Raw genomic sequence first — 24,933 nt, 5'->3', positions numbered from 1 at the left:
ACGACAAGAGAGAACAGAAGAAGAGAAAACGGGGATCTGCCGATGAACCAGGCGACATCGGTGCCCACACCCGCGCCCATGACCGGGGCGAGCGGGCGTGGCGTGCTGGAGGGCGCGTTCGCGCTGCTGAGAGCGGTGGAGCGGGCCGAAGGGGCGAGGCTGACCAGGCTGGCGGCCGAGTGCGGGCTGCCCAAGACGACCGCGTACCGGCTGCTGGAGCAGCTCGCCGACCTGGGCGCGGTGCAGCGCACCGGGGCCGGCTACGGGATCGGTCCGCGCGTGTACCAGCTCGGCCGGCGCTGGCAGCCCTTCCCGGGGCTGCGGGCGGCCGCGCGGGAACCGGCGAGACGGCTGGCCGCCGCCACCGGCATGACGGTCGGCCTCAATGTGCTGTGGCAGGGCCAGACCCTGGTCCTGGACTGGACGCCCGGCCGGGCCGGGTTCGTCGGCTCGCAGGACGGGGAGGGCACCTGGCCCTGGTACACCGCGGCCGGCAAGGTCCTGGTGGCCGGCGCCGAGTCCGGCCTTCCGCTGGGCCCGCTCTCCTCCGCCTGGCGGCGCGAGGCGGAGGCCATACGCGAGACGGGCGCCGCCTTCGACCGGGAGGGGGTGCTGGCGGGGGTGTGCTGTGTGGCCGTACCGCTGTACGGCGCGGGCGGGGCGAGCCGTACGCCGGTGGCGGCGCTGAGCGTGCTGACCGACCCCTCGCACCGCCTGGAACGGCTCGCCGACACTGCGCGGCGCGCGGGGACGGCGATCAGCACGGCACTGGGCCACCGCTGAACACCGCCCCCGCGGGAGAGTCTTCCGGTCCTACTGCTGGTGCCACCTGTCGTACAGGTCGAACGGGTCACAGCCCGTCGTCTGTATCCGGTGAGCCGCTACTTCTGTTCGGCATGGCGACATGGTCATGCCGCGTTCCGCAGCCGCGCGAACGACGTGTCCAGTCCCCGCTTCAGCCACCTCGCCACCGGCGCCTCCACGAGCCGGTGCACCAGCCAGCTCAGTACCAGGAACCCGGCGATCACCGAGACGACCAGCAGGCGGGCGTCCATCGTGTCCTTCAGGCGGTTGATGACCGTCGTACCGGCGACGTAGTGCGTCAGATAGAGCGGATACGTCAGCGCGCCCGCCGTCACCAGCCACCTCCAGCGGACGCGATCCGTGGCGCCGAGCGCGATCGCCACCATGACCAGCAGGAAGACCGTGAAGATCAGCACGCTCCCGCGCCAGCCCGACACGTGCTCGACCTCGTCGATCCGCAGGCCCAGTTCCCGCTGGCCCATCAGCCAGGACATCGCGAGGATCCCCCACAGCAGCAGGTCCTGGCCGAAGCGGTGCATCAGATACAGCGCCAGACCCGCGATGAAGAACCACGCGCCGTCCGGGTTCGCGGCCAGCGTGAGGAGGTGGAAGTCCGCCACCGGCGCCAGCATCGCCGCCGCGCCCCAGCCGCAGCAGAAGAGCACGACCTTGCGGTACGTCAGCCCGGTGGCGACGACGAGGAGGAAGAGGAGGTAGAAGCGGAGCTCCGACCACAGGGTCCAGTACACGCCGTCGACGCTGTCCACGTGCGAACCGGACTGCAGCATCGTGAGGTTGAGCAGGATGTCGCGCAGCTTCAGACGGTCCCAGACGCCGGGCAGGGCCGTCACCACGGCCGTGGTGAAGACGATCCCGAACCAGTACGCGGGGTAGAGGCGGATCACCCGGGAGGTGAAGAACTGGCGGGGGCTGCGGCCCCAGCAGGACATGCAGATCACGAAACCGCTGATCACGAAGAAGATCTCCACGCCGATCCAGCCGTAGGAGGCGAAGCGGAAGACCGTCGGCATGATGTCGGAGACGGGTCTGTCCCAGACCGCGTTGCCCGGCTGGTTCACCCGCCGGGTGCCGGCGTAGTGGTGCACCGCGACCATCAGCGCGGCCACGAGCCTGATGCCGTCGATGGCGTACAGGCGCGGGCGCTCACGGCGGAGCGGGGCCGCGGGACGGCGTACCTGTACCTTCCGCAGCTGCTGCGTCGGCCGGTCCACCATCACGGACATCGATGACCATCCCCTGTCTGCCTTCTGCCCTCTGCTCCGATCCGGCAACGCTAGGCCGTCACATCCATCCCACAGAGAGCAGACAGGAACATAGGGGGCGGGGACGGGCGGGAGTTGGTCCAACTCTCGACGACACGACCCGCAGGGTTCGCCGAGACTTCACCGGACCGCCGTCGTCCGTCGGGACGGGGGCAGGCGAAAGGGCCCGTACGACCGAAGTCGTACGGGCCCTCTCAGCGGCCTAGTGGCTCAGGGTCACTTCGTGATCTTGATGACCTGGCCGGCGCCGACCGTCCGGCCACCCTCACGGATGGCGAACTTCAGGCCCTCTTCCATGGCGATGGGCTGGATGAGCTCGACCTTCATCTCAGTGTTGTCGCCCGGCATGACCATCTCGGTGCCCTCGGGGAGGGTCACGACGCCGGTCACGTCCGTGGTACGGAAGTAGAACTGCGGACGGTAGTTGTTGAAGAACGGCGTGTGACGGCCACCCTCGTCCTTGGACAGGATGTACGCCTGCGCCTCGAACTCGGTGTGCGGGGTGACCGAGCCCGGCTTGATGATGACCTGGCCGCGCTCGACGTCCTCGCGCTTGATGCCGCGGAGCAGCAGACCGACGTTCTCACCGGCCTGGCCCTCGTCGAGCAGCTTGCGGAACATCTCGATACCGGTGACCGTGGTGGTGGTCTTCTCGGTCTTGATGCCGATGATGTCGACGGTCTCGTTGACCTTGAGGATGCCGCGCTCGATACGACCGGTGACGACGGTGCCACGACCGGTGATCGTGAAGACGTCCTCGATCGGCATCAGGAACGGCTTGTCGACGTCGCGCTCGGGCTCCGGGATGGACTCGTCCACGGCCTTCATGAGCTCGAGGACCGAGTTGCCCCACTCCTTGTCGCCCTCGAGGGCCTTCAGAGCGGAGACCTTGACGACCGGAACGTCGTCGCCCGGGAACTCGTACTCGGAGAGGAGCTCACGGACCTCGAGCTCGACGAGCTCCAGGATCTCCTCGTCGTCCACCATGTCGGCCTTGTTCAGGGCGACGACGATGTACGGAACGCCGACCTGGCGGGCCAGGAGCACGTGCTCCTTGGTCTGCGGCATCGGGCCGTCGGTCGCGGCGACGACGAGGATGGCGCCGTCCATCTGCGCCGCACCCGTGATCATGTTCTTGATGTAGTCCGCGTGACCGGGGCAGTCGACGTGGGCGTAGTGACGGGTCTCCGTCTGGTACTCGACGTGCGCGATGGAGATGGTGATACCGCGCTGGCGCTCTTCGGGAGCCTTGTCGATCTGGTCGAACGCCGAGGCCTCGTTCAGGTCCGGGAACGCGTCGTGCAGCACCTTGGTAATGGCGGCCGTGAGGGTCGTCTTACCGTGGTCGATGTGACCGATGGTGCCGATGTTGACGTGCGGCTTAGTCCGCTCGAACTTCGCCTTCGCCACTGGGGTCCTCCTGGGAGTGGTTCTGGTACGCCTTACTTCATCGGCGCCAGGTGATCTTTGCTGTCAAATCCCGGGCCCCGGGTCATTCCGCCACGAATGCGGAGGAACGACCCGTGAGGCTCCGGGGTCAAGCCTAAGGCGTGTGAACGCGGTGCGATAACGCGGTGCGTTACTCGCCCTTGGCCTTCGCGATGATCTCCTCGGCGACGTTCCGCGGAACCTCGGCGTAGGAGTCGAACTGCATGGAGTAGCTGGCCCGGCCGGACGTCTTGCTGCGCAGGTCGCCGACGTAACCGAACATCTCCGAGAGGGGCACGAGGCCCTTCACGACGCGGGCACCGGCCCGCTCCTCCATGGCCTGGATCTGGCCACGGCGGGAGTTGATGTCGCCGATGACCTCACCCATGTAGTCCTCGGGCGTGGTGACCTCGACGGCCATCATCGGCTCGAGGAGCACGGGGGACGCCTTGCGCGCGGCCTCCTTGAAGGCCTGCGAACCGGCGATCTTGAACGCGAGCTCGGAGGAGTCGACCTCGTGGTAGCCACCGTCGATGAGCGTGACGCGGACGCCCGTCATCTCGTAGCCGGCCAGGATGCCGAACTGCATGGCCTCCTGCGCACCGGCGTCCACCGAAGGGATGTACTCCTTCGGGATACGGCCACCGGTGACCTTGTTCACGAACTCGTACGAGGCGTCGCCGCCCTCGATGGGCTCGATCGCGATCTGCACCTTGGCGAACTGACCGGTACCACCGGTCTGCTTCTTGTGGGTGTAGTCCACGCGCTCGACGGCCTTGCGGATCGTCTCGCGGTAGGCGACCTGCGGCTTGCCGACGTTGGCCTCGACCTTGAACTCACGGCGCATACGGTCGACCAGCACCTCGAGGTGCAGCTCGCCCATACCACCGATGATGGTCTGGCCGGTCTCCTCGTCCGAGTGGACCTGGAACGACGGGTCCTCCTCGGCCAGGCGCTGGATCGCGATGCCCAGCTTCTCCTGGTCGCCCTTCGACTTGGGCTCGATGGCGACCTGGATGACCGGCGCCGGGAAGTCCATGGACTCCAGGATCACCGGGGACTTGTCGTCGCACAGCGTCTCACCGGTCGTGGTCTGCTTCAGACCCATCACGGCGACGATGTCACCGGCGCCCACCGACTCGATCTCCTCACGCTTGTTCGCGTGCATGCGGTAGATCTTGCCGATGCGCTCCTTGCGGCCCTTCACGGAGTTCAGCACGGCCGTGCCGGACTCCAGGCGGCCGGAGTACACCCGGACGAAGGTGAGCTTGCCGAGGTGCGGGTCGCTCATGATCTTGAACGCCAGCGCCGACAGCGGCTCGTCGTCGGACGGCTTGCGCTTGACGACCGTCTCCGGGTCCTTGACGTCGTGGCCCTCGATGGCCTCGATGTCGACGGGAGAGGGCAGGTAGCGCACGACCGCGTCGAGCAGGGGCTGGACGCCCTTGTTCTTGAACGCGGTGCCGCAGAACACCGGGGTGACCGTGGTGTCCTTCGACTTGCCGGACGCGATGGTGATACGACGGATCGCGGCGTACAGCTGCTCCACGGAAGGCTCCTCGCCCTCCAGGTACAGCTCCATGATCTCTTCGTCGTTCTCGGCGACGGCCTCGATCAGCTTGCCGCGGTACTCCTCGGCAGCCTCGGTGTGCGTGGCCGGGATGTCGACGACGTCGTACATCTCGCCCTTGGTGGCCTCGGCGGACCACACGAAGGCCTTCATGGTGACGAGGTCGACGACACCCTTGAAGTCGGCCTCGGCACCGATCGGGAGCTGCATGACGATCGGCTGAGCGCCGAGGCGGTCGCTGATCATGTCGACGCAGCGGTGGAACTCGGCACCGGTCCGGTCGAGCTTGTTGACGAAGCAGATACGCGGAACGCCGTAGCGGTCCGCCTGACGCCAAACCGTCTCGGACTGGGGCTCGACACCGGCAACGCCGTCGAACACCGTCACGGCGCCGTCGAGCACGCGGAGCGAACGCTCCACCTCGACGGTGAAGTCGACGTGACCCGGGGTGTCGATGATGTTGATGGTGTGATCGACGTCTTCGAGCGGCCAGTGACAGGTGGTGGCAGCAGAGGTGATCGTGATGCCACGCTCCTGCTCCTGCTCCATCCAGTCCATGGTGGCAGCACCGTCGTGGACCTCACCGATCTTGTACGACACACCGGTGTAGAACAGGATCCGCTCAGTGGTGGTCGTCTTGCCCGCGTCGATGTGGGCCATGATCCCGATGTTGCGGACCTTGGCCAGGTCAAGCGAAGTGGTAGCCATAAGGCTTCAGTCTTCTCTCGGTCTCGATGTGGACTGCGACTACCAGCGGTAGTGCGCGAAGGCCTTGTTGGACTCGGCCATCTTGTGCGTGTCCTCGCGCTTCTTGACGGCCGCACCGAGGCCGTTCGAAGCGTCGAGAAGCTCGTTGAGCAGACGCTCGGTCATGGTCTTCTCGCGACGGGCGCGGGAGTAACCGACCAGCCAGCGCAGGGCGAGCGTGTTCGCACGGCCCGGCTTGACCTCGATCGGGACCTGGTAGGTCGCGCCACCGACACGGCGGGACTTGACCTCGAGGGTCGGCTTGATGTTCTCCAGCGCGCGCTTCAGCGTGATGATCGGGTCGTTGCCCGTCTTCTCGCGGAGGCCTTCCATGGCGCCGTAGACGATGCGCTCGGCGGTGGAGCGCTTGCCGTTCAGCAGCACCTTGTTGATGAGCGACGTGACAAGAGGAGAACCGTAGACCGGGTCGATGATGACCGGGCGCTTCGGGGCGGGGCCCTTACGAGGCATTCTTACTTCTCCTTCTTGGCGCCGTAGCGGCTGCGGGCCTGCTTGCGGTTCTTGACACCCTGGGTGTCAAGCGAACCGCGGATGATCTTGTAGCGAACACCAGGCAGGTCCTTCACACGGCCACCACGCACGAGCACGATGGAGTGCTCCTGCAGGTTGTGTCCCTCACCCGGAATGTAAGCGGTGACCTCGATCCCGCTGGTCAGACGCACACGCGCGACCTTACGCAGGGCCGAGTTCGGCTTCTTCGGGGTGGTCGTGAACACACGCGTGCAGACGCCACGACGCTGAGGGGAACCCTCGAGTGCGGGCGTCTTGTTCTTCTCGACCTTGTCCTGCCGGCCCTTACGGACCAGCTGCTGGATCGTAGGCACTACTTCTCCGGTTTCTGTGTGCCGAATGGTGAAGCTAACCTGGAACGTCGCCGACCCACGCGGTCGGGTGTGTCGAATCCCGCGGACTTCCGCCGCAAGGCGAAAAGAGCACAGATTACGGTGGCCGCTCACAGCTCGCGATGCGGTTGAAGGCACGCACGAGAGCCAGGGCACACCCCAGGCACAAGGTCTGAGCGTACCTACCTCAAACGCTACGGTCAAAACAAATGGACCTCGCCCGCATCACCATGCGGTCCATGTCAAGACCCCATGCCGAACCCGATCTTCGAATCCACGGCCGATGATCTTCGTCTACGGCGGTCCGCGGCACGTATCCGGAGGTCAGCCCGAGGACGACGCCAGCCCCGCCGCGATGAGGATGGTGATGATCAGCGCCCAGCCCGCGACCGACATCCAGCCCAGCACCAGACCGGTCATCGCCAGGCCCTCACCGCGCTCGCCGGTGCGCTGCATCTCACTGCGGGCGCTGTGACCGAGGATCACCGCGGGGATGCCGGTCAGCCCGGCGGTGGCGATGGTGAGCAGCCCGCAGACCATGGCCCCGACGGCCTTGCCGTTGGTGGGCGGCGGGGCCGGCAGGAAGGTCGCGGGCACGGGCGGCGGGGGCTGGTTGACGGGCATGGGTCCCTGCGGCAGATCGGCGACGAGCAGGGCCAGCTCACCGACCGTCCGGGCGGCGTACGCCCGCTCGGCCCGCCGATCGAACTCCCCCTTCTCCAGCCGCCCCTCCCCGTACCCCGCTCTGAGCACGTCCACGGCCCGCTCACGGTCGGCGTGCGAGGCGAGCATCGACGGGGCGCTGTGCCCCTGCCACGGCTGCGGAACACCCTGTCCCGTCTGCCACGGCTGCCAAGGCGTCGGATTCGACACGGAGCACCTCCCCGAACCCCCCGAGTCCCTCCATGATGCGCCGAACCGGTGTTTCGGGCACAGAGGGCGTACGGGGCGCACCACACTCCGCCCGTCGTAGATCATTTCGCGTCGATGGCCGGTTCGCGCCCTTTCCGCTCCGGCCCGATTGCGCTTTCAGTACGTTGATCCATCCGCTGCGAGCGGCAGCGCGGGAATCGGGGGACGAGCGTGACGAGAACGGCGGTGCACCCACCGGACGACGGGGGTCTGGACGACCGGGTGCCCTTTCTGGCACGGCTGGAGAGCGGGGACCGCTCGTCGCTGCTGGCGCTCGGCCGCCAACTGGACTTCACGGCCCGTATGGTCCTCATCCACCAGCACGAGCCCTCCTCCCACGTGCTCTTCCTGGTGCACGGCTGGACCAAGGTGACGGCCTCGGCGGCCAACGGCTACGAGGCGCTGCTCGCGCTGCGCGGCCCCGGCGACATCGTCGGGGAGTCGGCCGCGCTCACCGGCCGGCCGCGGTCGGCGACCGTGACCGCGCTGGAGCCGGTGCGGGCCGTGGCCGTGGAGCACGAGCGCTTCAAGGACTTCCTGAGCCGCTCCCCTGCCGCGTCCCTCGCCCTGCTCGGGCTGACCGCGGACCGCACCCGGGCCGCCGACCGGCGTCGCCTGGAGTTCGCCTCGATGACGGTACGGGAGCGTTTCGCCGTCCTCCTGCTGGACCTGGCCCGCACCCACGGCCGCCGTACGGAGGAGGGCATCGAACTCGCCGTACCTCTGAGCAAGCAGGAGCTCGCGGGCTCGGTGGGCGCGTCCCGGGAGATGGTGCAGCGACTGCTGCGGGAGCTGCGGGACAAGGGGGCGGTGGTCACCGGCCGCCGGGCGCTGCTGATACGGCGGCCGGACGTGCTGCGCAGGATCGCCGCGGCCGGGCCGGCCTCCGGGATCCCCTCGCCGCAGGGGCCGCGCGAGGAGTGACCTCGTCCTGCTCATGAGTCCTTCTGTGCACACGGTCACAGAAGGAGTGCGTCATCCGCCCTCACCACCCCGGTCACCCGAGCGACACGCTGCTGCCCAGCACCGCATCCCCTCGGAGAGGCCACCATGACCGACCCCGTGAGCCGCACGATCCTGTTGCTGGACATCGAGAGGTACAGCGACCGGGACGACGTGGAGCAGGCGTATCTGCGGCGCATGCTCTACGACATCACCGACCGCGCCCTGGAAGCCGCCGGCATCGACGAGACGCTGCGGCTGCGGGCCGACCGCGGGGACTCGGTGATGGAGCTCGTCGACGCGAGCGCCTCGGTCACGGCCCTGCTGCGCAGCCTGCTCACCCAGGTGCCGGCGCAGCTGCGGACGGTCAACCGGATGGCGTCCAGCTCCGCGCAGATCCGGCTGCGCGGTGTCGTCGCCACCGGCTGGGTCGCGGTGGACGAGCTCGACGGCTGGGTCGGCTCCGACCTCAACCACGCCTGCCGACTGCTGGACGCCTCGGTGCTGCGGGACGCCCTGCGCGAGCGCGCCGACGACTTCGCGCTGTGCGTCTCGGACGCCCTGTACGCCGGGGTCGTGCGGCACGACCACACCGGGATCCCGAAGGCGGAGTTCCACCCGGTGACGGTGGACAGCAAGAACGGCCCGCTGAAGGCCTGGCTGCACGGCCCGGTGCCGGGCGGTGCGGCGGGTGAGGACCGCGGTGACACGGGGGCGGGGGAGGCGTCGGGCGGTTCGGGGGACCGCCCGACGCCGCGGGTCCCCGCGCAGGGCGGCCCGGCGTCGGACCGGGGAGCCCCGGCGCCGGGCCCGGTCGTCGACGGCCCGGTCACCATCGGCGGCGGCACGGTGAGCGGCGACCAGAACAACGTCACCGGCAACCGGATCGGCGGGGACTTCATCATCGGCGGCGGGAACGGCCGGCGGGGTGAGGGCTCGTGAGCACGCCCGAGCAGCAGTCCCCGGCGGGCGGCGCCCCCGCGCCGGACCAGCCGCCGGCCGACGACCCGAAGGGCAAGGACGCCAAGGACTCCCAGGACGCGGCCCGAAGAGAGGCCGCGGACGAGGAGCCCGAGGAGCGCGACCAGCCGCAGAACGCCTGGTCGGCCCGGCGGGACCTGGTGGACCACAGCCCGCGGAGCATGAGCGTCGGCGCCCAGGCGCGCTTCGGCGGCGGCACGGTGCACGGCGACCAGAACAACGTCACCGGCAACCAGGTCGACGGCGACGTGATCATGGGCACCAAGACGGTGTACCAGTTCTCCATACCCGGGTTCTCGACGTCGGCGTCCGCGTCCGGCGAGGTCCCCGCGGCCACCCTGGAGCGGCTGGCCGAGCACTTCGTCGCCGACGAGGAGGTCGTCGCCGGGCTGCTGGAGCGGCTGCGCCGGGACCACGTGCTCATCCTGTCCGGCGCCCGCTTCACCGGCCGGCGCACGGCCGCGCTGATGCTGCTGCACCGGCTCGGCCTCCCCTCCGTCCGCACCCTGGACCGCGACACCGGCCCGAGCGCCCTCGCCGACCAGGTCGCTGCGGAGGACGACCGGTCCCGCGGTTACGTCCTGTGCGACCTGGCCACCCGTCGCGACCGCCCGCTGCGCGAATCCCATCTGCTCGCCGCCCGCGACCGGCTCGGCGAGCACGGCCACCTGATCGTCACCGTCGACGACACCGCCGTACTCGAGGACGTGCCGTTCACCGCGGCCTGGCGGCCACCGGCCCCGCGCGAGGTCCTCGCGGCCCATCTGCGCACGCTGACCGACGCCGAGACCGTCGCCAAGCTGCTCGAACTGCCGGACGTCACCGCGTTCCTGAAGCGCAGTCACCAGTTGCGTGAGGTCGCGAGGTTCGCGCAGCTGCTCGCCCGGCACGCGGCCGGGGAGCTGGGCGCGGACGCGGTCGCGCAGTACTCGCTCGGCTCGCTGGAGAGCCAGGTCCAGGAGTGGTTCGAGGAGGACGAGGCCTCGGTCCACCTGCGGGACAAGGCGTTCCTGGTCGCCCTCGCCGCCTTCGACGGCGGCCCGTACGCCCTCACCGCCGAGGTCAGCGACCTGCTGTACCGCCTCCTCCAGGAGACCTGGAACCGGTCCCAGGTCCCCGAGGTCCCCGTCTTCGGCACCCACATCGGCAAGCGGCTGCAGCTCGCCCGCGCGGAGAAGTACGAGGAGGACGAGCACACCGAGTGGGGGCCGGTGCCGCAGCAGAAGGCCCGGTTCGTCGACGAGCGGGTCTCGTACGTGCTGCTGCGCGAGGTGTGGACCGGGCACCCGTCCGCCCGGCCCGCGCTGATCGGCTGGCTGCGCCGGCTCGCCGACGACGGCCGTCCCCTGGTCCGCACCCGCGCCGCGTCCACCGTCGCGGTCCTCGCCCGCACCGACCTGCCCTCGGCGATGGCGCTGATCATCGAGCCGTGGGGCACCTCGAAGCGGTTCCGGCAGCGGCTGGTCGCCGTCAACGCGCTCACCCTCGCCCACCTCATCGGCACGCCCCACGTCCCGCGCATCCTGGACGGCTGGTGCGAGGGCGACGACCCCCGGCTGCGCTGGGTGGCCGTCCGGGCGTACGGACTGATCGGACCGGAGCGGCCGGAACAGGCACTGGCCGCGCTGCGCGGGGCCGTACGCAGGCTGTACGAGGACGATCCCGACGACCTCGACGGCGAGATGGCCCGCGAACTCGCCGAGGCCGTCGAGCTGTTGCTGCTCTCCCCGGCCAGCGACCGGGTCCTCGCCGAGCTGCGCGAGCACCTCGACGACGACCGTGCCGTGCACGATCTGGCCCTCGGCGGCTTCGTGAACGCCTGCCGCCGCACCGAGGACGGCGAGCGGTACGGCACTCCCCTGGTCCTCGGCTGGTACGCCCGCTCCGCGCCGGAGGACGGCGCGCCCGCGCACGGCATCCCGCAGCTGTGGCGGGCGGCGCTCGCGGACCCGCGGGCCACCCGGCACGCGCTCGACGTGCTGCGCGAATGGGTGCTGATCGCCGACCGCGCCACGGCCGCCGAGTGGTCGCTGGCCGCCCTGCTGCCCCGGCTGGTGACCACGCCCGCGGAGTACGAGCGCCTGAGCCACCTGCTGCGGACCATGCCCGGCGAGGACGGCGATCCCCCACCCTCGGTCGCCGCCCGCCTGCACGCGGTCCTGCCGTCCCGCTGACCTGTCACATCTGCGAGTCACATCTCCGAGGAGAAACGCACCATGCCCGCTTTCAACCGCCCGCCCGAGTGGCAGCAGCAGGCGGACCGGCACACCGAACTGGTCGACCCGGTGCTCACCGTGCGCCAGTTGGGCCGCTTCGACTTCAACCTCAAGTCGCTGGTCCGCATCGACCACGCCCTGGTCTTCGCCACGCCGAAGGGGGGTTACGACGCTTGTCTGCCGCCGCGGCGGCCCACCCGCAGCGAGATCGCGGCGAAGCGGTACACGGCCGTGTACGAGGTGGACATGGGCGTGCACCCGTTCACCGCCGAGCTGGCGCTGCCCAGCGACAACGACGCGTTCGAGTTCACGGCCGAGGTCGAGCTGTCCTGGCAGGTGCTGGACCCGGCCCGGTTCGTGGCGAGCGGGCACCGGGACGTGCCGGCGCTGGTGCTGGGTGAACTGCAACAGGCCGCCCGCCCGGTGACGCGGCGCTTCGCGATCGCCGACAGCGCGGCCACCGAACGCGAACTGCTCCAGGCGGTCACGGTGTTGGGCCCGCTCGGGGCGCCCGCGGGCCTCCAGGTCACCTGGACGCTCCGGCTCCGCCGCGACCAGGAGAACATCGACCACCAGCGCCGGCTCCAGGCCATCGAGCACTCCGCCGCAGAGCAGATCCGTGCGGCCGAGCGGGGCATGGAGATCGACGTCGAGGTGGACCGCCGAGGCCGGCAGCAGGACCAGTTGCAGCTCGGGCGGGCGGCGGACTACGGCCGTCAGCAGCAGGAGCTGCTCCTCCAGCAGCAGCGCTGGCAGCACGAGCAGGCGATGCTCGCGAGCGGTCAGCAGCACCGGCTGGCCCTGCAGCAGGGGGAGCAGATGCTGGAGCTGCAGCGCGTTGAGGCAGAGAAGATCAACTTCTACCAGTACCACCTGCAGCAGGGCGGCGTCCACGCCTGGGCCCTCCATCTCGCCCAGCACCCCGAGGACTCCCACCTGGTCATGCAGAGCATGCGCGAGGACCAACTCCGCATGATCCAGGCCCAGATGGACCTGGTGGGTCAGCTCCTCAGCGGTGACACCGCCGAGAACTACGAGCTGGAGGGCCCGAAGCAACTCGCCCTGCGCACGGTGAGCGACATCCTGAACCAGCGCCTTCCAGGGGTCCCGCAGTCGCCGCCGCTCATCGCACCGCAGGACTCCGGCCCCGCCTACCCCGGCACACCGGACGAGCAGCCCCCGCCCCAGGTCATGCCGGGAACACCGACGCCTCCGCCGCAGGCCCCGGCGCCTCCGCCGCCCGCCTGGCAGCCGCCCACGCCCTACACTCCCCCGCCCACGCCGTACGCCCCACCGCCGCCGTTCTCCGGCCCGTACCCCGGCGTCCCCACCCCGCCGCCGGCCCCGCCGCAGCCCCCGGCCTGGCAGCCGCCGCCCGGCTACGGCAGCTCACCGACCCTGCCCCCGCAGGCCCCGGACGGTGCCCCGCAGGACGGGCCGGCCGACACCGACCCCCAGGACAACTCCCCGGAGCCGAGCGGCACATGACGACCACGGACCCGACACCGGCACCAGCCCCCGCGCCTCCGGGCACGCCGGCCCCCGCGCCCGCACCGCCCGCGCCTCCCCCCGCCCCGTCCCCCGAACGCCTACGCCTCTGTGAGCGCCTGCTCGCCGACCAGCGGAGCGAGATCGCGCGGGCCGACAGCAAGGCGTCCGTGCTGGTCGCGGCGCTCGGGATGACCGCCGGCGTGTTCAGCGGGCTGCTGGCAGGGCGGGACTGGACCCCGTCGGCACTGTCCACGACCGGCACCACGCTGTGGTGGTGCGGGGCGCTCGCCCTCACCGTCTCCCTCTTCGCCCTGCTCCTGGCCGTACTCCCCCGCTACCGCTCCGGATCGTGGGCGCCGGGCCGGCCCCTGACGTACTTCGGCGACATCCAACAGGCCGTCCGCCACGGCCACTTGGAGTCCGCGCTCACCGACACGGCACAGGATCCCGTCGGCGGCCTCAGCGCCGCCCTCGCCGAGTCGAGCCGTATCGCCGCCCGCAAGCACCAGTGGATCCGCACCGGCCTGATCGCCTTCTGCGCCGGCACGGTCCTGCTCCCCGCGTCCCTGTTGATCGGCTGAGCCGCCGTACCAGCGTCCCCGACCGCAGCAACCACTAGGAACCGCCATGACCCAGCAACCACCGGAGTACCCCCAGTACCCGACGCAGTCGCCCCAGCCGTCGGTACCGCCGCAGTACCCCCAGTCGCAACAGCCTCCGCAGTACCCGCAGGCGCCGCAATACCCCACCCAGGCACCCCCGCAGTACCCGCAGTCGTCACCGTTCCAGCAGGCCGCCCAGCCCCCGCAGTACCCGCAGACTCCCCCGCCCGCGCCCACCGCACCGCCCGCGCCCCCGGCGCCCGCCGCGCACCCCCACCACATCAGCACCGACCACGGCCGCGTCCACATCCGCAGCGACCAGCGCCGCACGGACGTCACGGCCGTCGGCAGCCTCCTGCTCCACCTGCCGAACTTCCTGTGCAGCCTGTTCGTCGTCGGCCTGGTCTCCCTGTTCTTCGGCGGCTTCGGCATCGTCGTGATCCTGGCCTGGCTCGCCAGCGGCGCACTCGTCTTCCACCGCCCCACCGAAAGCGCTGTCGCGCGCCGTTTGCTCCGTCTGCGCTACCCCACTCCACAAGAACGAGCCAAACTCGAACCGGTCTGGCGCGAGGTCACGGCCCGCGCCGGCATAGAAGGCCGTACCTACGAACTGTGGGTCGAGGACAGCGACGGTCTGAACGCGGTCGCCGCGGCCGGCCACATCGTCGGCGTCACCCGCTTCGCCATGAACGAGCTCCCCAACGGCGAACTGGCCGCCGTCATGGCGCACGAGCTGGGACACCACGTCGGCGGCCACGCCTGGGCCGGCCTCCTCGGCTACTGGTACGCCCTGCCCGGCCGCATCGCCTGGCGCGTCCTGAAGGCGTTCTCCAGCGTCGTCTTCCACGTGTCGAAGGCCTTCGGCTGCATCGGCGTCGGCGTGGTCGTGGTGGTCATCGGCAGCATCACCCTGGCGACGATCAGTTCCCTGTACGGCCTTCCGCTGCTGGTCCTGGCCGTGCCGTACGCGCTCGCCGCCGTCGGACGCCGCTCCGAGCTGCGCGCCGACGAGCACGCGGCCGCGCTGGGCTTCGCCCCGATGCTGGCCGCCGTACTCGGCAAACTGCACCAGCAGGAGCAGCAGACCGAAGCCGCGCTCACCGCGGCGAACGGCGGGGTGAAGCCGGAGGAGAGCGCGCTCAGCAAACTGCTGTCCTCGCACCCCGATTACTACACCCGCCTGCACCACCTGCAGCCGTATCTCCAGCAGCCGCACTGACGACCCGCACACGCGCCGAAGGGCGGCCACCCCGTACGAAACGAGGTGACCGCCCTCATCGGACGAGCGCCCGCGCTCACCGCCGCCGCGTGTGACCGGCCGCCGCGCGCTCGGCGGCGAAGACGTCGTCCAGCCGGAAGAGCTGCGCACGGCCCGCCCTGCCCGCCGCCTTGAGACGGCCCAGCTGGACCCACTTGCGAATGGTCGCGGGAGCGACGCCCGCCTCCTGGGCGGCGAGCGGCCCGGGGATGAGTGTCGGCAGGCCGGTCCTCGGCGCGGTTCTCAGGTCGGTCCTCAGGTCGGTCCTCAACGGTGGTTCCACTCCCCTTCGTTCCAGGTGTGCCGGTAGGCCGGATCGTCGTGGCAGCCGCAGTCCGGCACCGGGCATCGGCAGGCCGGGTTGACGCAGAGGACGGCGGCGCGGTCCGGGAAGGCGCGCAGCGAGACGGAGTCGCACCACGGGCAGCGGCCGGAGACGCGGACGACGGTCTCGGTGTCTCCCAGCGCGCGGGCGCAGCGCCGGGCCATCCGGCGGGACTCGTCCCGGACGTGCGCGGCCAGCACCGGGTCGGCGGCGATGTCGTCGAGGAGTCCCGCCATACGGCGCAGCCGCTCGGGCACGGTCGCGCGGCGGGCCCGCGGCAGACCGAGGCGTTCACGGACCGCCTCCTCCAACTCGACCACTCCGTCGGTGATGTCGCGGATCGTGTCGGAGATGTGCAGCCGCAGCGGGGCCGCGCTGTGCCCGGGAACGACGAGTCCGTGGGCCCGCTGGAGGAGCAGTGCCTCGGCACGCTCGGCGCGGAGGCGGTCGGCGAGGTCGGCCGGGGGCGGGGCGGGTGCCGGACGGTCGGCCGGGGTGGTGCGGCCGGGGACCAGTTCGGTGGCCAGCTCGGGGAACTGCTTCAGGAGCATGGCGATCCAGAGGGCGGCGGCCTGGGCGGGGCGTTCCGCGGAAGCGGGGTGGGCGGAGCAGGGGGAGGCGGAAGCGGGGGGTACGGACGTCGTGGGACGGGAGTTGCGCGGCAACCGCTGGTCAGACAACGGAGCCTCCACCACGCGGGCCCCGCGTGATCCGCAGCAGCTCCGCCGGAACCTCGACCGGCCGGCCCCGGCGCCACAGGCGGCCGCCGCAGACGCCGTCGAACCAGTTGCCGGCCGGCGCGACGACCTCCTCGCAGGCGCGCTGCACCGGGCAGTCGGCGCAGGCCCGCAGCGCGGGGGCGGCCTCCCTGATCTTCTTCGAGAAGACGACCTCGGGCGGCAGCCCGACGCAGGCGGCCACGGCCTGCCAGGCGGGTGGTGGACACGTGCCGGTGACGGACATGGGGCCTCCCAGTGTGGCTGATGTGATGCAAGGGCCACCCAGGGTTACAGATTGCGTGCGCGCTCGCAACAAATATGCCAACGGCCGACCCGCCCAACCAATCCTTCACCAAACCCTTGCCCACTGCTTGCGCGAGAGCACGTAATTCCTCGCGCGCAAGCAAGCTAAACTTGCCGCACTCCGATGGAAGCGAGCCTCACATGACCAGTCAGGATCTGGACGCGTTCGCCGCTTGGGTCGAGGACCTGATGCGCGGCCGCGGCTACGACATCGACAGCCCGCGCGGCGGCGGCAAGTCGCGCATCGCGGACGAGGCGGGAGTGCACCGCGCCGCCGTCACCCGCCTGTTGCAGCGGCAGAGCATGCCGGACCTGGAAACCACCCGCAGGCTCGCCCGGGTGCTGGGCGTGCCGGTCCGCGACATGCTCATCCGCTCCGGCCGGCTGACCGCCGAGGAACTGACCGACCCCGGCGGCCGGCCGGCCTCCCCCACGCCCGGCACGGAGTTCGGCCGCCGGCCCACGCTGGAGGAGGTCGCGGACCTGCTGGGCGTACCGGCCGACCGACGCGACATGTTCCTCAGGGTGGCGGAGCAGTTCCTGCCGAACGAGCCCGGCACCGCGGCCGAGACCGAGCCGGCCAGGCAGGCTCACGCCCGCGCGGACGGCCGCCTCTCGATGGAGGCGGCGACGGGCACCTCGTCGACCTCGGACTGACCTCCTCCTTCCGGCAGTCGGCGCCGACGCCTCCCGGCAGGGCCGCCGACGCCTTCCGGTTGCAAGTCGCCGACTCCTCCCGGTTGCCGGCCGCCGGGGAACACCCGGGGCGGCAGTGCACGGCCGAGGAACCCCCGGGGCGGCAGTACGCCGCCGAGTTACGCCCGTGGCGGAGCTGCGCCGCCAAGGAACGCCCGTGGGCCGACGGCTGCGCCAAGTCGTACGCACGCCGAGCGGTCCCCGCTCCGACCGCACGGGCGCCCGCTGCCCAGCCGCGGCCGAGCAGCCCGTACGGGGGTGGGCATCACACCCTGCCCATGACGGCCCTGCCCATCGCCCTGCCGAACCCGCCGTGCCCGCGACGACACCTCCGGCCCGACTCCCATGGCCCCGGTACTTCGCCTACTCGCCTACTTCGCCCCACGGCGCCGGGGCTCAACGTCGTCCGCGCCCATTCGCGCCGCCTCGCCCTGCCTTTCCCCCCGTCCTTCGCCCGGTCCGGACATCGCAGGCGCCGCCTCAGCCGGGCCCCCGCGTCCCCCCGTCCCCCTCCTCCACCCCTTCCCCCTGCGCGTCCCCGCTCCGCCCCGAAGCCCGGCCCTTGCTCTCCAACTCCTCGGCGAGCACCCGGGCCTTGTCCGAGAGACGTGGACGGTCCTCGTCCCGGGCGCCCCGCGAGTCGGACTCCTCCTGCTGGCGGCGACCCTTCTCCCGTGCCGCCCCCGCGGTGTCACCGGCGGCACGTGTCAACGGAGGCACACTGGGCCGGCCGTTCCGCCGCACCACCGTCCGCCGGTCGACCGAAGCCGAACGCTTCCCCCGCAGCTCGCGAGCGGAGACCGGGGCATCGGCCGCGGGCACGGCGCCCATCCCGGGCTCAGTCGCGGAATCGGGCGCAGCCTCGGGCACAGGCGCGGGCGCCGACTCGGACGTGAGCCCGGAGGCGGCGACGCCCTCGCCGGTGTCGTCGTACACAGGCCGTCCCCCCGCCTCGACCGGCCGCCCCCACTGCCCCCGCTCCTCTACCCGCGTCAACTCCGAAGGCGGACGCAGGAGTTGGAGGTACGGCAACGGGATGACCTCGCCGCCCCCTACGCCCCCGCCCCGCTCGCCCTCGGGCCGCCTGGTCCGGCGTGGCCGGCGGCCGGTGCGGGCGTCCTCGTGGCCCTGGAGGTACGCGGCGGTGATCCGTTCCTCGTAGGCATGCCGTATCGCCGGGAGTTGCTCGTCGACCACGTCCGTCCAGGCCGCGCTGTAGGCGCCCAGTTCACGCCGGTCGAGTTCGGCCCGGGGCAGGACGACGAGGTCCCCGGGGTCGTGGCCGAGGCGGTGGACCAGTTCGGACACCCTGGCTATCAGATGCGGCAGATCCTCGTAGTGCTCAAGCCAGTCGATCGCATGCCCGTGCCGCGCGTTGCTCGCGTCCGCATCCACCCCGTAAGCCTTGCTCTCGTCCCCAGCCCCATCGCGCACCCCCGCGCGAGGACGGTCCTCAGTAACCGTCCAACGTCACCCGTCAGGCAGCAGTTCCCTCACCCAGCCCGTTTGTTCACATCGCATTCACTGACGGAAGACCGGCCGGAGCCTACTTCACCAACCTGACAGGAATCGCACGGGATCCCGCATCACTGCAGGTCCGGACCAGGTGGGACGGAGATTCCCCCTCGCCCCAGGGCGCGCGGGCCAGTTGAATGTGGCCGCTGTCGGTACGACAGATCACGGGTGGGGTGTCAGGGGTGGGGCGGATCCGCCCCGGGAGTTCGCGGGGGTTCGAGTGGCTGACGAGGACAGAGTGCGGTTGACCGTCGACGCGGACGCGCAGCGGCGGCTGTGGACGCTGCGGGCCGTCGGAGGCGGGGTGGGGCGGCCCGTCGTGGTGGGCGGAGCCGTGTACGTGCCGGTGCCGGGTGGCCGGATCGCGGCCCTCGACGCCGAGAGCGGGCAACTGCGCTGGTGCAGCGAGGAGATCGAGAAGGCGAAGTCGGCGGAGTCGGTCGTCGCGGGCGAGGTGGTCGTGGTCCCGGTCGGCTGGGATCGGGAGCGCAAGGGCTTCACCGCGTTGGACGCGGCCACCGGCAAGGTGCGCTGGACGCGCCGCAAGAGCCGACTGCACCGGATCGCCGCTGTGGGCGACAAGACTCTCGTCATCTGGAACGACGAGAACGAGGAGCGCGGCGCGGCGATCGCCGGCGTCGACGCACTCACCGGCGAGACGCTGTGGGAAGACGAGTTCAAGCGGATCTACGGCCTGGTGGTGCGCGGGGAACGGGTGATCCTGGACGACGGGAACATCCGCGCCCTGGACGGCCGCGGCGGCGAGGAGCTCTGGGAAGAGGGGTCCGGCAGCCTGCTCGAACAGGACGGCTCCGAGGACGCGGCCGTCTTCCGCAGCTGGAGCGGCGGCGTACGCAACACCCTTGCCGTACGTGCCTCGGAGACGGGCAGGACGCTCGCCGAGACACGGTTCCCCGACGGGAAGGCGCTGAAGAACTCCTGGCACAGCCCCACTCTCGTCGACGGGAACCGCGCTCTGTTCGCCGGCCCCTTCGAGCGCGGCGTCCAGCTCTTCTCCTCTGCGGAGCCCGACCGGGCCCGGTTCCTGGGCAGTTGGCGACTGAGCCGCTGGCGCTCCGGCACCCTCCGCGAGGCGGTGTGCGTCGGCGACCGGGTGTACGTGGTCACCTGGCGCCGGCAGCTGTACGCCGCCCGGATCGACGACGGGCGCAACCTGCGGCGACTGTCACCGACGGGCCCGTACGGAAAGGTGGTACGGCCGCACGACCTCGTTGCCGGGCCGGGTTACGTGCTCACCTGGGACAGGGACACGGTGGCGTTGATCCGGGACGGCAGCGCGCTGTGGACGAAGGCGGTCGCCTCCCCCATCCTCGGCGGCCCGGTACCGCTCGGCCACGACCGCGTACTCCTCCAGGTACGTGACCGGCGAACCGGCGAGACCCGGCTTGCCTGCGTCGACGCGGAGACGGGTCGGCACCTGGGCTGAGGGCAGCCGGGCTGAGGGCACCCGAAAGCAAGTTGATTGCGCGCTCGCTCGCAACGTGTCACAGTTGGTGCAGCGGCGGAGCTGTGCCCGACACCGGGTAACGGCCCCGCCGTTTCGCATGGCGGAGCCCCGCGGCACAACCGCGGGGCTCCGCACGCTTCCACGCGACAACCCGTCCGCCCCTTCACGAAGGGAGGCCGCACCTTGGCCGATCCGACGGTCACCTTCCCGGATGTCGAACGACTCGTCGTCGACTTCCTGACCGACCGCACCGAACTCGCCGCCGCGACGGTGGACAACATCCCGCCCACCGGATTCGACGGCACCCAGCCGGTCGTCCTGGTCTCCCGCTCCGGCGGAGCCTGGATCGACGACCAGCACCTGGACCAGCCCCTCGTCGACTTCGAGGTGTACGGCCCGAACAAGACCAGCGCCCACACGCTCGCCCTCACGGTCCGCTCGGCGCTGCTCGCGCTGCGCGGCACCTCGTACGGAACGGCATACGTCACCGACGTCGTCGAGGCCGACGGGCCGCGCTGGCTGCCGGACTGGAACCGGTCCGCCGCCAACCGCTACTTCTCCACGGTGCGGCTGAACATCCGACCCGCCTGAGCGCGCGCCCCCGCCCGCTCACCCTGATCAGGCCCTGCCCGTTCGAGAACGGCAGGGCCTTCGCCGTACCACGGCGGCACTTCTCAACAACCCACCCGTCACCATCACCGTCACCATCCCAAGGAGTCACCCATGGCAGGCAACAACGCCAACGAGATCCGCGTCGCCGGCACCGGACGCATCCTGGTCGCCCCGGTCGGCACGGCCGCGCCGACCGACACCACCACCGCGTGGGCGGCGGCCTGGAAGGACCTCGGCTACACCTCGACGGACGGCATCAAGCTGTCGAAGAAGGACAAGCTGGACCCGGTCGAGACCTGGCAGTCGGTCTCCCCGGCCCGGTTCATCTACTCCGACCGCGACCTGACCGTGAAGTTCCAGCTGCTCCAGCTCAACGAGGACACCCTGCCGTTCTTCATGGGCGGCGACACCCTCGCCGAGACCGCCACCGGTTCCGGCATCTACAAGTACGAGCTGGGCTCCGCCCCGAAGTTCAACGAGAAGGCGCTGGGCATCGAGTTCACCGACGGCAGCTCCATCACGTACCGCTTCGTCCTCCCGCGCGGCCAGGTCACCGACTCCGAGGAGCTCTCGCTGACCCGCACGACCTCCATCAAGCTCGGCGTCACCTTCACCGCGCTGGCGGTCGACGACACCAAGCCGCTGGCGACCTTCCTGATGAAGGACCCGGCGTACGCGGCCTGATCCACCGTCCGATCGGGGGGCGGTCCGGACCGCCCCCCTTCCCCATCCCCTGTATCCCCCATCCCCTGTCTTTCAGCAAGGAGTTGCCCCATGGCGAGTTTCGACGTCTCAGCCGCCCGTGCGCAGCGCCAGGAGGCCCTCGGCCGGACCTGGTCCTTCACCGTGGACGGCGCCACGTTCACGCTTCCCACCGAACTGACCCGCAGGACCGCCCGCTCCCTGCGTGAACTCGACGACAACGACGTCGACGGGCTGCTGCGCGCGCTCATGGGCGACGCCCAGTTCGAGCGCTTCGACCGGCACGAGGTCACGATGCAGGACATCGCCGCGATCCTGGAGGCGTACGGCAAGGAGACGGGGCTCGGCCTGGGGGAAGGCTGAGCCTCGGCGAGTTCGTGGACGAACACGCCGAGGCACTCGAGGCGGACCTGCTCCGCCACTACGGCGTGGACCTGCTCGACTGGCACCGCGGCCGGCTCTCCTCCCGTCGGCTCGCGGTGCTGGTCAGGCATCTGCCACGCGACAGCGCGACCCTGCGCGCCCTGCACGGCGAGGCGGCCGACTGGACGGTCACCGACCACCTCCTCGCCGCCGCCGTCGACCAACTCGCCGAGGCCAACTGGATGTTCGCGACCGTCAACCGGGACGAGGACGCGGAGCCGCTGGAGTACCCGAAGCCGGTGCCGCGGCCGGGAGCGCGGGAGGCCGAACCGGATTCCGAAGCGCCCGGCGTCCGCAACCCCAGCCCCGCCGAACTGGCCCAGTTCTTCACGTAACCCGGTACTTCAGCCCGGTACTTCAGCCCAGTACTTCACGCAGGAGTGATGACACCTCATGACCCTCTACACCGCGCTCAGCAAGCTCCCCTACCCCCAGTCCACCGACACCGCGGACCTCCCGCTCCACCTCCAGTCCCTCGTGGAGGGCATCGACAACCGCACGATCCTGCGCTACGCGACGGCGGCCGAGCGGGACGCCGCGGTCACGACCCCGGTGGCCGGAATGGTCGCCTGGCTGACCACGCCCGGGACCCTCAGTTACTACACGGGCTCGGTGTGGATCGCGATGGGCGCGTGGAACACGTATACCCCCGCCTGGACGGCCGAGACCACGGCGCCCGCGATCGGGAACGGCACGCTGACCGGCAAGTACGCGATCGTCGGCAAGGTCTGCCACTTCACGACGCTGGTGGCGTTCCAGTCCACGACGACCTTCGGCAGCGGCTTCTACTACTTCAGCCTGCCTGTCACGGCCGGCGCACTGGGCGGACTGCCGCAGTTCCAGGGCGTCGCGGTGAACGTCACGTCGGGCGGCCGGGCCATCCTCACCTGCCAGCCCACGACGAGTTCGGGTGCGACGACCTACACCCTGTGGGGCCCACTGTCGAGCTCGTCCCCCGCGATCTCCCAGATCAAGGAGACGGGCGTCCTCGGCACGGCGTGGGGCAGCGGTGGGGTGATCCGGGTGGTGGGCACCTACGAAGTGGCTTGAACCGACTCCGTTTCCCTCTCCGTCCCACAGTCGCGTGGAGTATCCTTCAACAACTATCGCTCACATGTTCGATTAATGCTATCGAAAGTCCGGGCGATACGGAGGGATGGGGGGCTCATGACGAGGGACGACGGCACGACACAGGGCGAGACCGAGGCCGAGGAGGCGGCCACCGAGCTGGGGCAGGCCCTGGCCGCGCACCTCAAGGGCCGCCCCCTGCCACCCGATCTCGTGATCACGACCCGCACGGAGATCGAGAAGCGGGAGTTCAAGGCCTACGCGGCGGGCTGGCGGGACCGACTCGAACACGACGAACGCCGGCGGGCGGAGGCAGCAGCGGAAACGGCACGATCGAGAACCCGCCACCACACCCCCACCAACGCGACGGTCCTCCCCTTCCCACACCCGTCCGGCCCCACATCGGCCCGCCCACACCCGAACAACGAAGACCACTGACGACAGCACCGGCGCCCCGGGGTGCACGACGACGAGGCAACACCGTGGCAACCGCCGGAAACCTCCGCGCCGGCCGACGACTGAGGAAATCCGGTGCGGCTACGGAGCTTGAACTCGGGTTGTCGTCGTGAGTTATCCGGGGCGGAGGGCGAGTCCGGTTTCCGCGAGGCAGCCGTCGAGGAGTGCTGGACGGTACTGGATCTTGCGAAGGCCCTGGCGGACGGTGCGGATGAGGTGGTCCGTGCTGGTGAAGGCGACGTTGGCGGTGTAGCCGCGTCTCAGCAGCGGGCAGATACCCTCGACCGGGTTGAGCTCGGGCGCGTAGGCGGGGAGCCGGACGACGGTCAGCCAGTCCTGGCCTTCGATGAAGCGGCGCATGTCCGCGCAGAGGTGGGTGCCGAGGTTGTCCCAGATCAGGACGATGGGGGCGCCGAGCTGCCGGTGGGCCGCGATGAGCAGGTCTCGGTAGTCAGTCCAGGCGAAGCTCCGGCGCTCTTCACGTCGTCCGCTGTGTCGTCTGGGCCGGTAGATCAGCCGGGGCGAGTGGCCTGTCTTGTAGCAGGCCAGGACAGCGACGGACAGCTGGCCCAGTGCGTGCGGTCGGCGGCGTCATCGAGAAAGTCGGCTTCGTCCTCGAAGACGACCCAGGCGTCGAGCGCCGCCGCAGTGCTTCCACGTGCGGCCAGGTCTCCTTCACCCAGCCGCAGATGGCCTCCTCGTCGCGTTCGACGGCTCGTCTGGCCGGCACCTGGCAGGAGAAGCCGTGCCGGATGAGTAGTTTGCGCACACCTTGCAGCGTGTAGCTCTTGTGGAAGCGCCGTCCGATCACGGTCTTGACCCTGGATAGCGTCCACCGCTGGTCTGGCCAGCCGTGCTCAACCGGTCCCTTGGCCAACTCGCTCTCCAGCACCGCGAACTGGGCCTCGCTCAGCCGCGGCGGCGAAGCCGAACCCACCGACCGCAAGGCCCGCGGACCACCCTTGTCCCAAGCCCGCCGCCACCGCTGACCGAGCGCACGCTGACCCGTGACTCCTTTGCGATCACCGAGCTCGGCCCGCCCCCGGCGAACCGCTCGGCGGCCATCATCCGGATGCCCTCACGGAACTGCCGCCGTTCATCCGACAGACCCCCGCCCGATCTCTATGCCGCCCAGTGCCGATGGCCGGTGAACCCGGATTCCTCAGTAGGTCAGGTAAAGAAGAAGAACCGTGACCATAATCATCTCCAGCACGAGGCCCCACCAAAGAGACATCCACGCCTCGGATCGAGAGTCAAGCTCCCGCCGGCTGCGCGCCCTGCGCCACGGAGAGCTGGGATCGTACACCATCAGGGCTTCTTCCCCGGGCGTACCCCAGGTGCTGCCACTGAGCGGAGATATGTAGATCACCCGAACTCCGGAATGCGTCGAGAATTCAAAGCTCGTCGAATATCTCCCCTCCGAGGTCGAGATGACCCGACATCGCCCCATGACTTCCCTGCCGACTCGCCTAAGCCTTCGGTCAACCCACAGAGGAATGATCCCAAACCAGAACAAAAAGGGAATCGGAAAGAGTACCAGACAGAAACA

25 protein-coding genes and 1 pseudogene are annotated in these 24,933 nt (G+C 70.3%); 15 read left to right on the top strand and 11 right to left on the bottom strand.

The window, feature by feature from the left end:
* Positions 1–42 precede the first annotated feature (42 nt).
* Entirely contained in the window at positions 43–783 is a 741-nt protein-coding gene (locus tag ACQEWB_RS28715) for an IclR family transcriptional regulator (protein WP_432835935.1), read from the top strand.
* 125 nt (positions 784–908) lie between these two features.
* Here ACQEWB_RS28715 and ACQEWB_RS28710 read toward each other — a convergent pair whose 3' ends face one another.
* The 6 genes from ACQEWB_RS28710 to ACQEWB_RS28685 form a co-directional block, all read right to left on the bottom strand.
* Positions 909–2,048, bottom strand: a complete 1,140-nt coding sequence (locus ACQEWB_RS28710) for an acyltransferase family protein (RefSeq protein WP_432835933.1) — start codon at positions 2,046–2,048, stop codon at positions 909–911.
* Positions 2,049–2,303: 255 nt separating this feature from the next.
* Entirely contained in the window at positions 2,304–3,497 is a 1,194-nt protein-coding gene (gene tuf / locus ACQEWB_RS28705; protein ID WP_432835931.1) for an elongation factor Tu, read from the bottom strand.
* 169 nt (positions 3,498–3,666) lie between these two features.
* The gene (gene fusA / locus ACQEWB_RS28700; protein ID WP_432835929.1) at positions 3,667–5,793 is read right to left on the bottom strand and encodes an elongation factor G; all 2,127 of its coding nucleotides are present in this window, start codon (positions 5,791–5,793) and stop codon (positions 3,667–3,669) included.
* A gap of 39 nt (positions 5,794–5,832) precedes the next feature.
* Positions 5,833–6,303 (bottom strand): 30S ribosomal protein S7, encoded by a 471-nt coding sequence (rpsG, locus tag ACQEWB_RS28695; RefSeq protein WP_003992340.1) that lies wholly within the window; start codon positions 6,301–6,303, stop codon positions 5,833–5,835.
* A gap of 2 nt (positions 6,304–6,305) precedes the next feature.
* Positions 6,306–6,677, bottom strand: coding sequence for a 30S ribosomal protein S12 (gene rpsL, locus ACQEWB_RS28690; RefSeq protein WP_003948652.1), 372 nt, complete (start codon positions 6,675–6,677; stop codon positions 6,306–6,308).
* A 342-nt stretch (positions 6,678–7,019) separates the two neighbouring features.
* Entirely contained in the window at positions 7,020–7,568 is a 549-nt protein-coding gene (locus ACQEWB_RS28685; RefSeq protein ID WP_432835925.1) for a DUF1707 and DUF4190 domain-containing protein, read from the bottom strand.
* A gap of 210 nt (positions 7,569–7,778) precedes the next feature.
* Between ACQEWB_RS28685 and ACQEWB_RS28680 the strand changes: the two genes are divergently transcribed.
* The 6 genes from ACQEWB_RS28680 to ACQEWB_RS28655 all read left to right on the top strand — a co-directional run bounded on the left by ACQEWB_RS28680 (position 7,779) and on the right by ACQEWB_RS28655 (position 15,058).
* The gene (locus tag ACQEWB_RS28680) at positions 7,779–8,531 is read left to right on the top strand and encodes a Crp/Fnr family transcriptional regulator (RefSeq protein WP_432835923.1); all 753 of its coding nucleotides are present in this window, start codon (positions 7,779–7,781) and stop codon (positions 8,529–8,531) included.
* Between the two features lie 126 nt (positions 8,532–8,657).
* The gene (locus ACQEWB_RS28675) at positions 8,658–9,491 is read left to right on the top strand and encodes a hypothetical protein (RefSeq protein WP_432835921.1); all 834 of its coding nucleotides are present in this window, start codon (positions 8,658–8,660) and stop codon (positions 9,489–9,491) included.
* Positions 9,488–11,704 carry a hypothetical protein gene (locus ACQEWB_RS28670; RefSeq protein ID WP_432835919.1) on the top strand — a complete coding sequence of 739 codons (2,217 nt, stop codon included), beginning with the start codon at positions 9,488–9,490 and terminating at the stop codon, positions 11,702–11,704. The genes ACQEWB_RS28675 and ACQEWB_RS28670 overlap by 4 nt, the downstream gene beginning before the upstream one ends.
* Positions 11,705–11,746: 42 nt before the next feature.
* Positions 11,747–13,234 (top strand): hypothetical protein, encoded by a 1,488-nt coding sequence (locus tag ACQEWB_RS28665; RefSeq protein WP_432835917.1) that lies wholly within the window; start codon positions 11,747–11,749, stop codon positions 13,232–13,234.
* Positions 13,231–13,818, top strand: coding sequence for a Pycsar system effector family protein (locus ACQEWB_RS28660; RefSeq protein WP_432835915.1), 588 nt, complete (start codon positions 13,231–13,233; stop codon positions 13,816–13,818). The genes ACQEWB_RS28665 and ACQEWB_RS28660 overlap by 4 nt, the downstream gene beginning before the upstream one ends.
* A gap of 46 nt (positions 13,819–13,864) precedes the next feature.
* A complete protein-coding gene (locus ACQEWB_RS28655; RefSeq protein ID WP_432835913.1) occupies positions 13,865–15,058 on the top strand; it encodes a M48 family metalloprotease in 1,194 nt (397 codons plus the stop codon).
* A 76-nt stretch (positions 15,059–15,134) separates the two neighbouring features.
* Here the strand turns inward: ACQEWB_RS28655 and ACQEWB_RS28650 are convergent, their stop codons facing one another.
* Genes ACQEWB_RS28650 through ACQEWB_RS28640 form a run of 3 tightly spaced genes read right to left on the bottom strand, consistent with a single transcriptional unit; the run spans position 15,135 to position 16,385 of the window.
* Complete coding sequence (locus ACQEWB_RS28650) at positions 15,135–15,368, bottom strand: hypothetical protein (RefSeq protein ID WP_432835911.1); 234 nt, start codon at positions 15,366–15,368, stop codon at positions 15,135–15,137.
* Positions 15,365–16,102 carry a hypothetical protein gene (locus tag ACQEWB_RS28645; RefSeq protein WP_432835909.1) on the bottom strand — a complete coding sequence of 246 codons (738 nt, stop codon included), beginning with the start codon at positions 16,100–16,102 and terminating at the stop codon, positions 15,365–15,367. Before ACQEWB_RS28645 ends, ACQEWB_RS28650 begins: the two co-directional genes overlap by 4 nt.
* Positions 16,095–16,385, bottom strand: coding sequence for a WhiB family transcriptional regulator (locus ACQEWB_RS28640; protein WP_432835907.1), 291 nt, complete (start codon positions 16,383–16,385; stop codon positions 16,095–16,097). The genes ACQEWB_RS28645 and ACQEWB_RS28640 overlap by 8 nt, the downstream gene beginning before the upstream one ends.
* A gap of 200 nt (positions 16,386–16,585) precedes the next feature.
* Between ACQEWB_RS28640 and ACQEWB_RS28635 the strand changes: the two genes are divergently transcribed.
* Positions 16,586–17,101 carry a helix-turn-helix domain-containing protein gene (locus ACQEWB_RS28635; RefSeq protein ID WP_432835905.1) on the top strand — a complete coding sequence of 172 codons (516 nt, stop codon included), beginning with the start codon at positions 16,586–16,588 and terminating at the stop codon, positions 17,099–17,101.
* 519 nt (positions 17,102–17,620) lie between these two features.
* On the opposite strand, the gene ACQEWB_RS28630 is transcribed toward ACQEWB_RS28635, so the two are convergent.
* Positions 17,621–18,535 carry a hypothetical protein gene (locus tag ACQEWB_RS28630; RefSeq protein ID WP_432835903.1) on the bottom strand — a complete coding sequence of 305 codons (915 nt, stop codon included), beginning with the start codon at positions 18,533–18,535 and terminating at the stop codon, positions 17,621–17,623.
* 340 nt (positions 18,536–18,875) lie between these two features.
* Between ACQEWB_RS28630 and ACQEWB_RS28625 the strand changes: the two genes are divergently transcribed.
* The 7 genes from ACQEWB_RS28625 to ACQEWB_RS28595 all read left to right on the top strand — a co-directional run bounded on the left by ACQEWB_RS28625 (position 18,876) and on the right by ACQEWB_RS28595 (position 23,366).
* The gene (locus tag ACQEWB_RS28625; protein WP_432835901.1) at positions 18,876–20,102 is read left to right on the top strand and encodes a PQQ-binding-like beta-propeller repeat protein; all 1,227 of its coding nucleotides are present in this window, start codon (positions 18,876–18,878) and stop codon (positions 20,100–20,102) included.
* A 204-nt stretch (positions 20,103–20,306) separates the two neighbouring features.
* Positions 20,307–20,714 (top strand): hypothetical protein, encoded by a 408-nt coding sequence (locus ACQEWB_RS28620; protein WP_432835899.1) that lies wholly within the window; start codon positions 20,307–20,309, stop codon positions 20,712–20,714.
* Positions 20,715–20,846: 132 nt separating this feature from the next.
* Positions 20,847–21,419, top strand: coding sequence for a phage tail protein (locus tag ACQEWB_RS28615; RefSeq protein ID WP_432835897.1), 573 nt, complete (start codon positions 20,847–20,849; stop codon positions 21,417–21,419).
* 90 nt (positions 21,420–21,509) lie between these two features.
* Entirely contained in the window at positions 21,510–21,800 is a 291-nt protein-coding gene (locus ACQEWB_RS28610) for a hypothetical protein (RefSeq protein WP_432835895.1), read from the top strand.
* 65 nt (positions 21,801–21,865) lie between these two features.
* Complete coding sequence (locus ACQEWB_RS28605; RefSeq protein WP_432844054.1) at positions 21,866–22,195, top strand: hypothetical protein; 330 nt, start codon at positions 21,866–21,868, stop codon at positions 22,193–22,195.
* A 58-nt stretch (positions 22,196–22,253) separates the two neighbouring features.
* A complete protein-coding gene (locus ACQEWB_RS28600) occupies positions 22,254–22,910 on the top strand; it encodes a hypothetical protein (RefSeq protein WP_432835893.1) in 657 nt (218 codons plus the stop codon).
* 117 nt (positions 22,911–23,027) lie between these two features.
* The gene (locus ACQEWB_RS28595; RefSeq protein WP_432835891.1) at positions 23,028–23,366 is read left to right on the top strand and encodes a hypothetical protein; all 339 of its coding nucleotides are present in this window, start codon (positions 23,028–23,030) and stop codon (positions 23,364–23,366) included.
* A 132-nt stretch (positions 23,367–23,498) separates the two neighbouring features.
* Here ACQEWB_RS28595 and ACQEWB_RS28590 read toward each other — a convergent pair.
* A pseudogene (locus ACQEWB_RS28590) lies at positions 23,499–24,491 on the bottom strand (IS630 family transposase).
* Positions 24,492–24,933: the final 442 nt, after the last annotated feature.

Source organism: Streptomyces sp. CA-249302 (assembly GCF_050936785.1).
GTDB lineage: Bacteria > Actinomycetota > Actinomycetes > Streptomycetales > Streptomycetaceae > Streptomyces.
The sequence above is the reverse complement of the archived record's forward strand: the minus strand, read 5'-3'. Positions and strand labels throughout refer to the sequence as shown.

Bases quoted from the DNA above. Each gene is read 5' to 3' on its own strand.
- ACQEWB_RS28660 (WP_432835915.1), top strand. From the start codon at position 13,231: ATGACGACCACGGACCCGACACCGGCACCAGCCCCCGCGCCTCCGGGC.
- ACQEWB_RS28635 (WP_432835905.1), top strand. From the start codon at position 16,586: ATGACCAGTCAGGATCTGGACGCGTTCGCCGCTTGGGTCGAGGACCTG.
- ACQEWB_RS28640 (WP_432835907.1), bottom strand. From the start codon at position 16,385: ATGTCCGTCACCGGCACGTGTCCACCACCCGCCTGGCAGGCCGTGGCC.
- ACQEWB_RS28595 (WP_432835891.1), top strand. From the start codon at position 23,028: ATGACGAGGGACGACGGCACGACACAGGGCGAGACCGAGGCCGAGGAG.
- ACQEWB_RS28615 (WP_432835897.1), top strand. From the start codon at position 20,847: ATGGCAGGCAACAACGCCAACGAGATCCGCGTCGCCGGCACCGGACGC.
- ACQEWB_RS28715 (WP_432835935.1), top strand. From the start codon at position 43: ATGAACCAGGCGACATCGGTGCCCACACCCGCGCCCATGACCGGGGCG.
- ACQEWB_RS28655 (WP_432835913.1), top strand. From the start codon at position 13,865: ATGACCCAGCAACCACCGGAGTACCCCCAGTACCCGACGCAGTCGCCC.
- rpsG (WP_003992340.1), bottom strand. From the start codon at position 6,303: ATGCCTCGTAAGGGCCCCGCCCCGAAGCGCCCGGTCATCATCGACCCG.
- ACQEWB_RS28675 (WP_432835921.1), top strand. From the start codon at position 8,658: ATGACCGACCCCGTGAGCCGCACGATCCTGTTGCTGGACATCGAGAGG.
- ACQEWB_RS28665 (WP_432835917.1), top strand. From the start codon at position 11,747: ATGCCCGCTTTCAACCGCCCGCCCGAGTGGCAGCAGCAGGCGGACCGG.
- ACQEWB_RS28600 (WP_432835893.1), top strand. From the start codon at position 22,254: ATGACCCTCTACACCGCGCTCAGCAAGCTCCCCTACCCCCAGTCCACC.
- ACQEWB_RS28610 (WP_432835895.1), top strand. From the start codon at position 21,510: ATGGCGAGTTTCGACGTCTCAGCCGCCCGTGCGCAGCGCCAGGAGGCC.
- ACQEWB_RS28710 (WP_432835933.1), bottom strand. From the start codon at position 2,048: ATGTCCGTGATGGTGGACCGGCCGACGCAGCAGCTGCGGAAGGTACAG.
- fusA (WP_432835929.1), bottom strand. From the start codon at position 5,793: ATGGCTACCACTTCGCTTGACCTGGCCAAGGTCCGCAACATCGGGATC.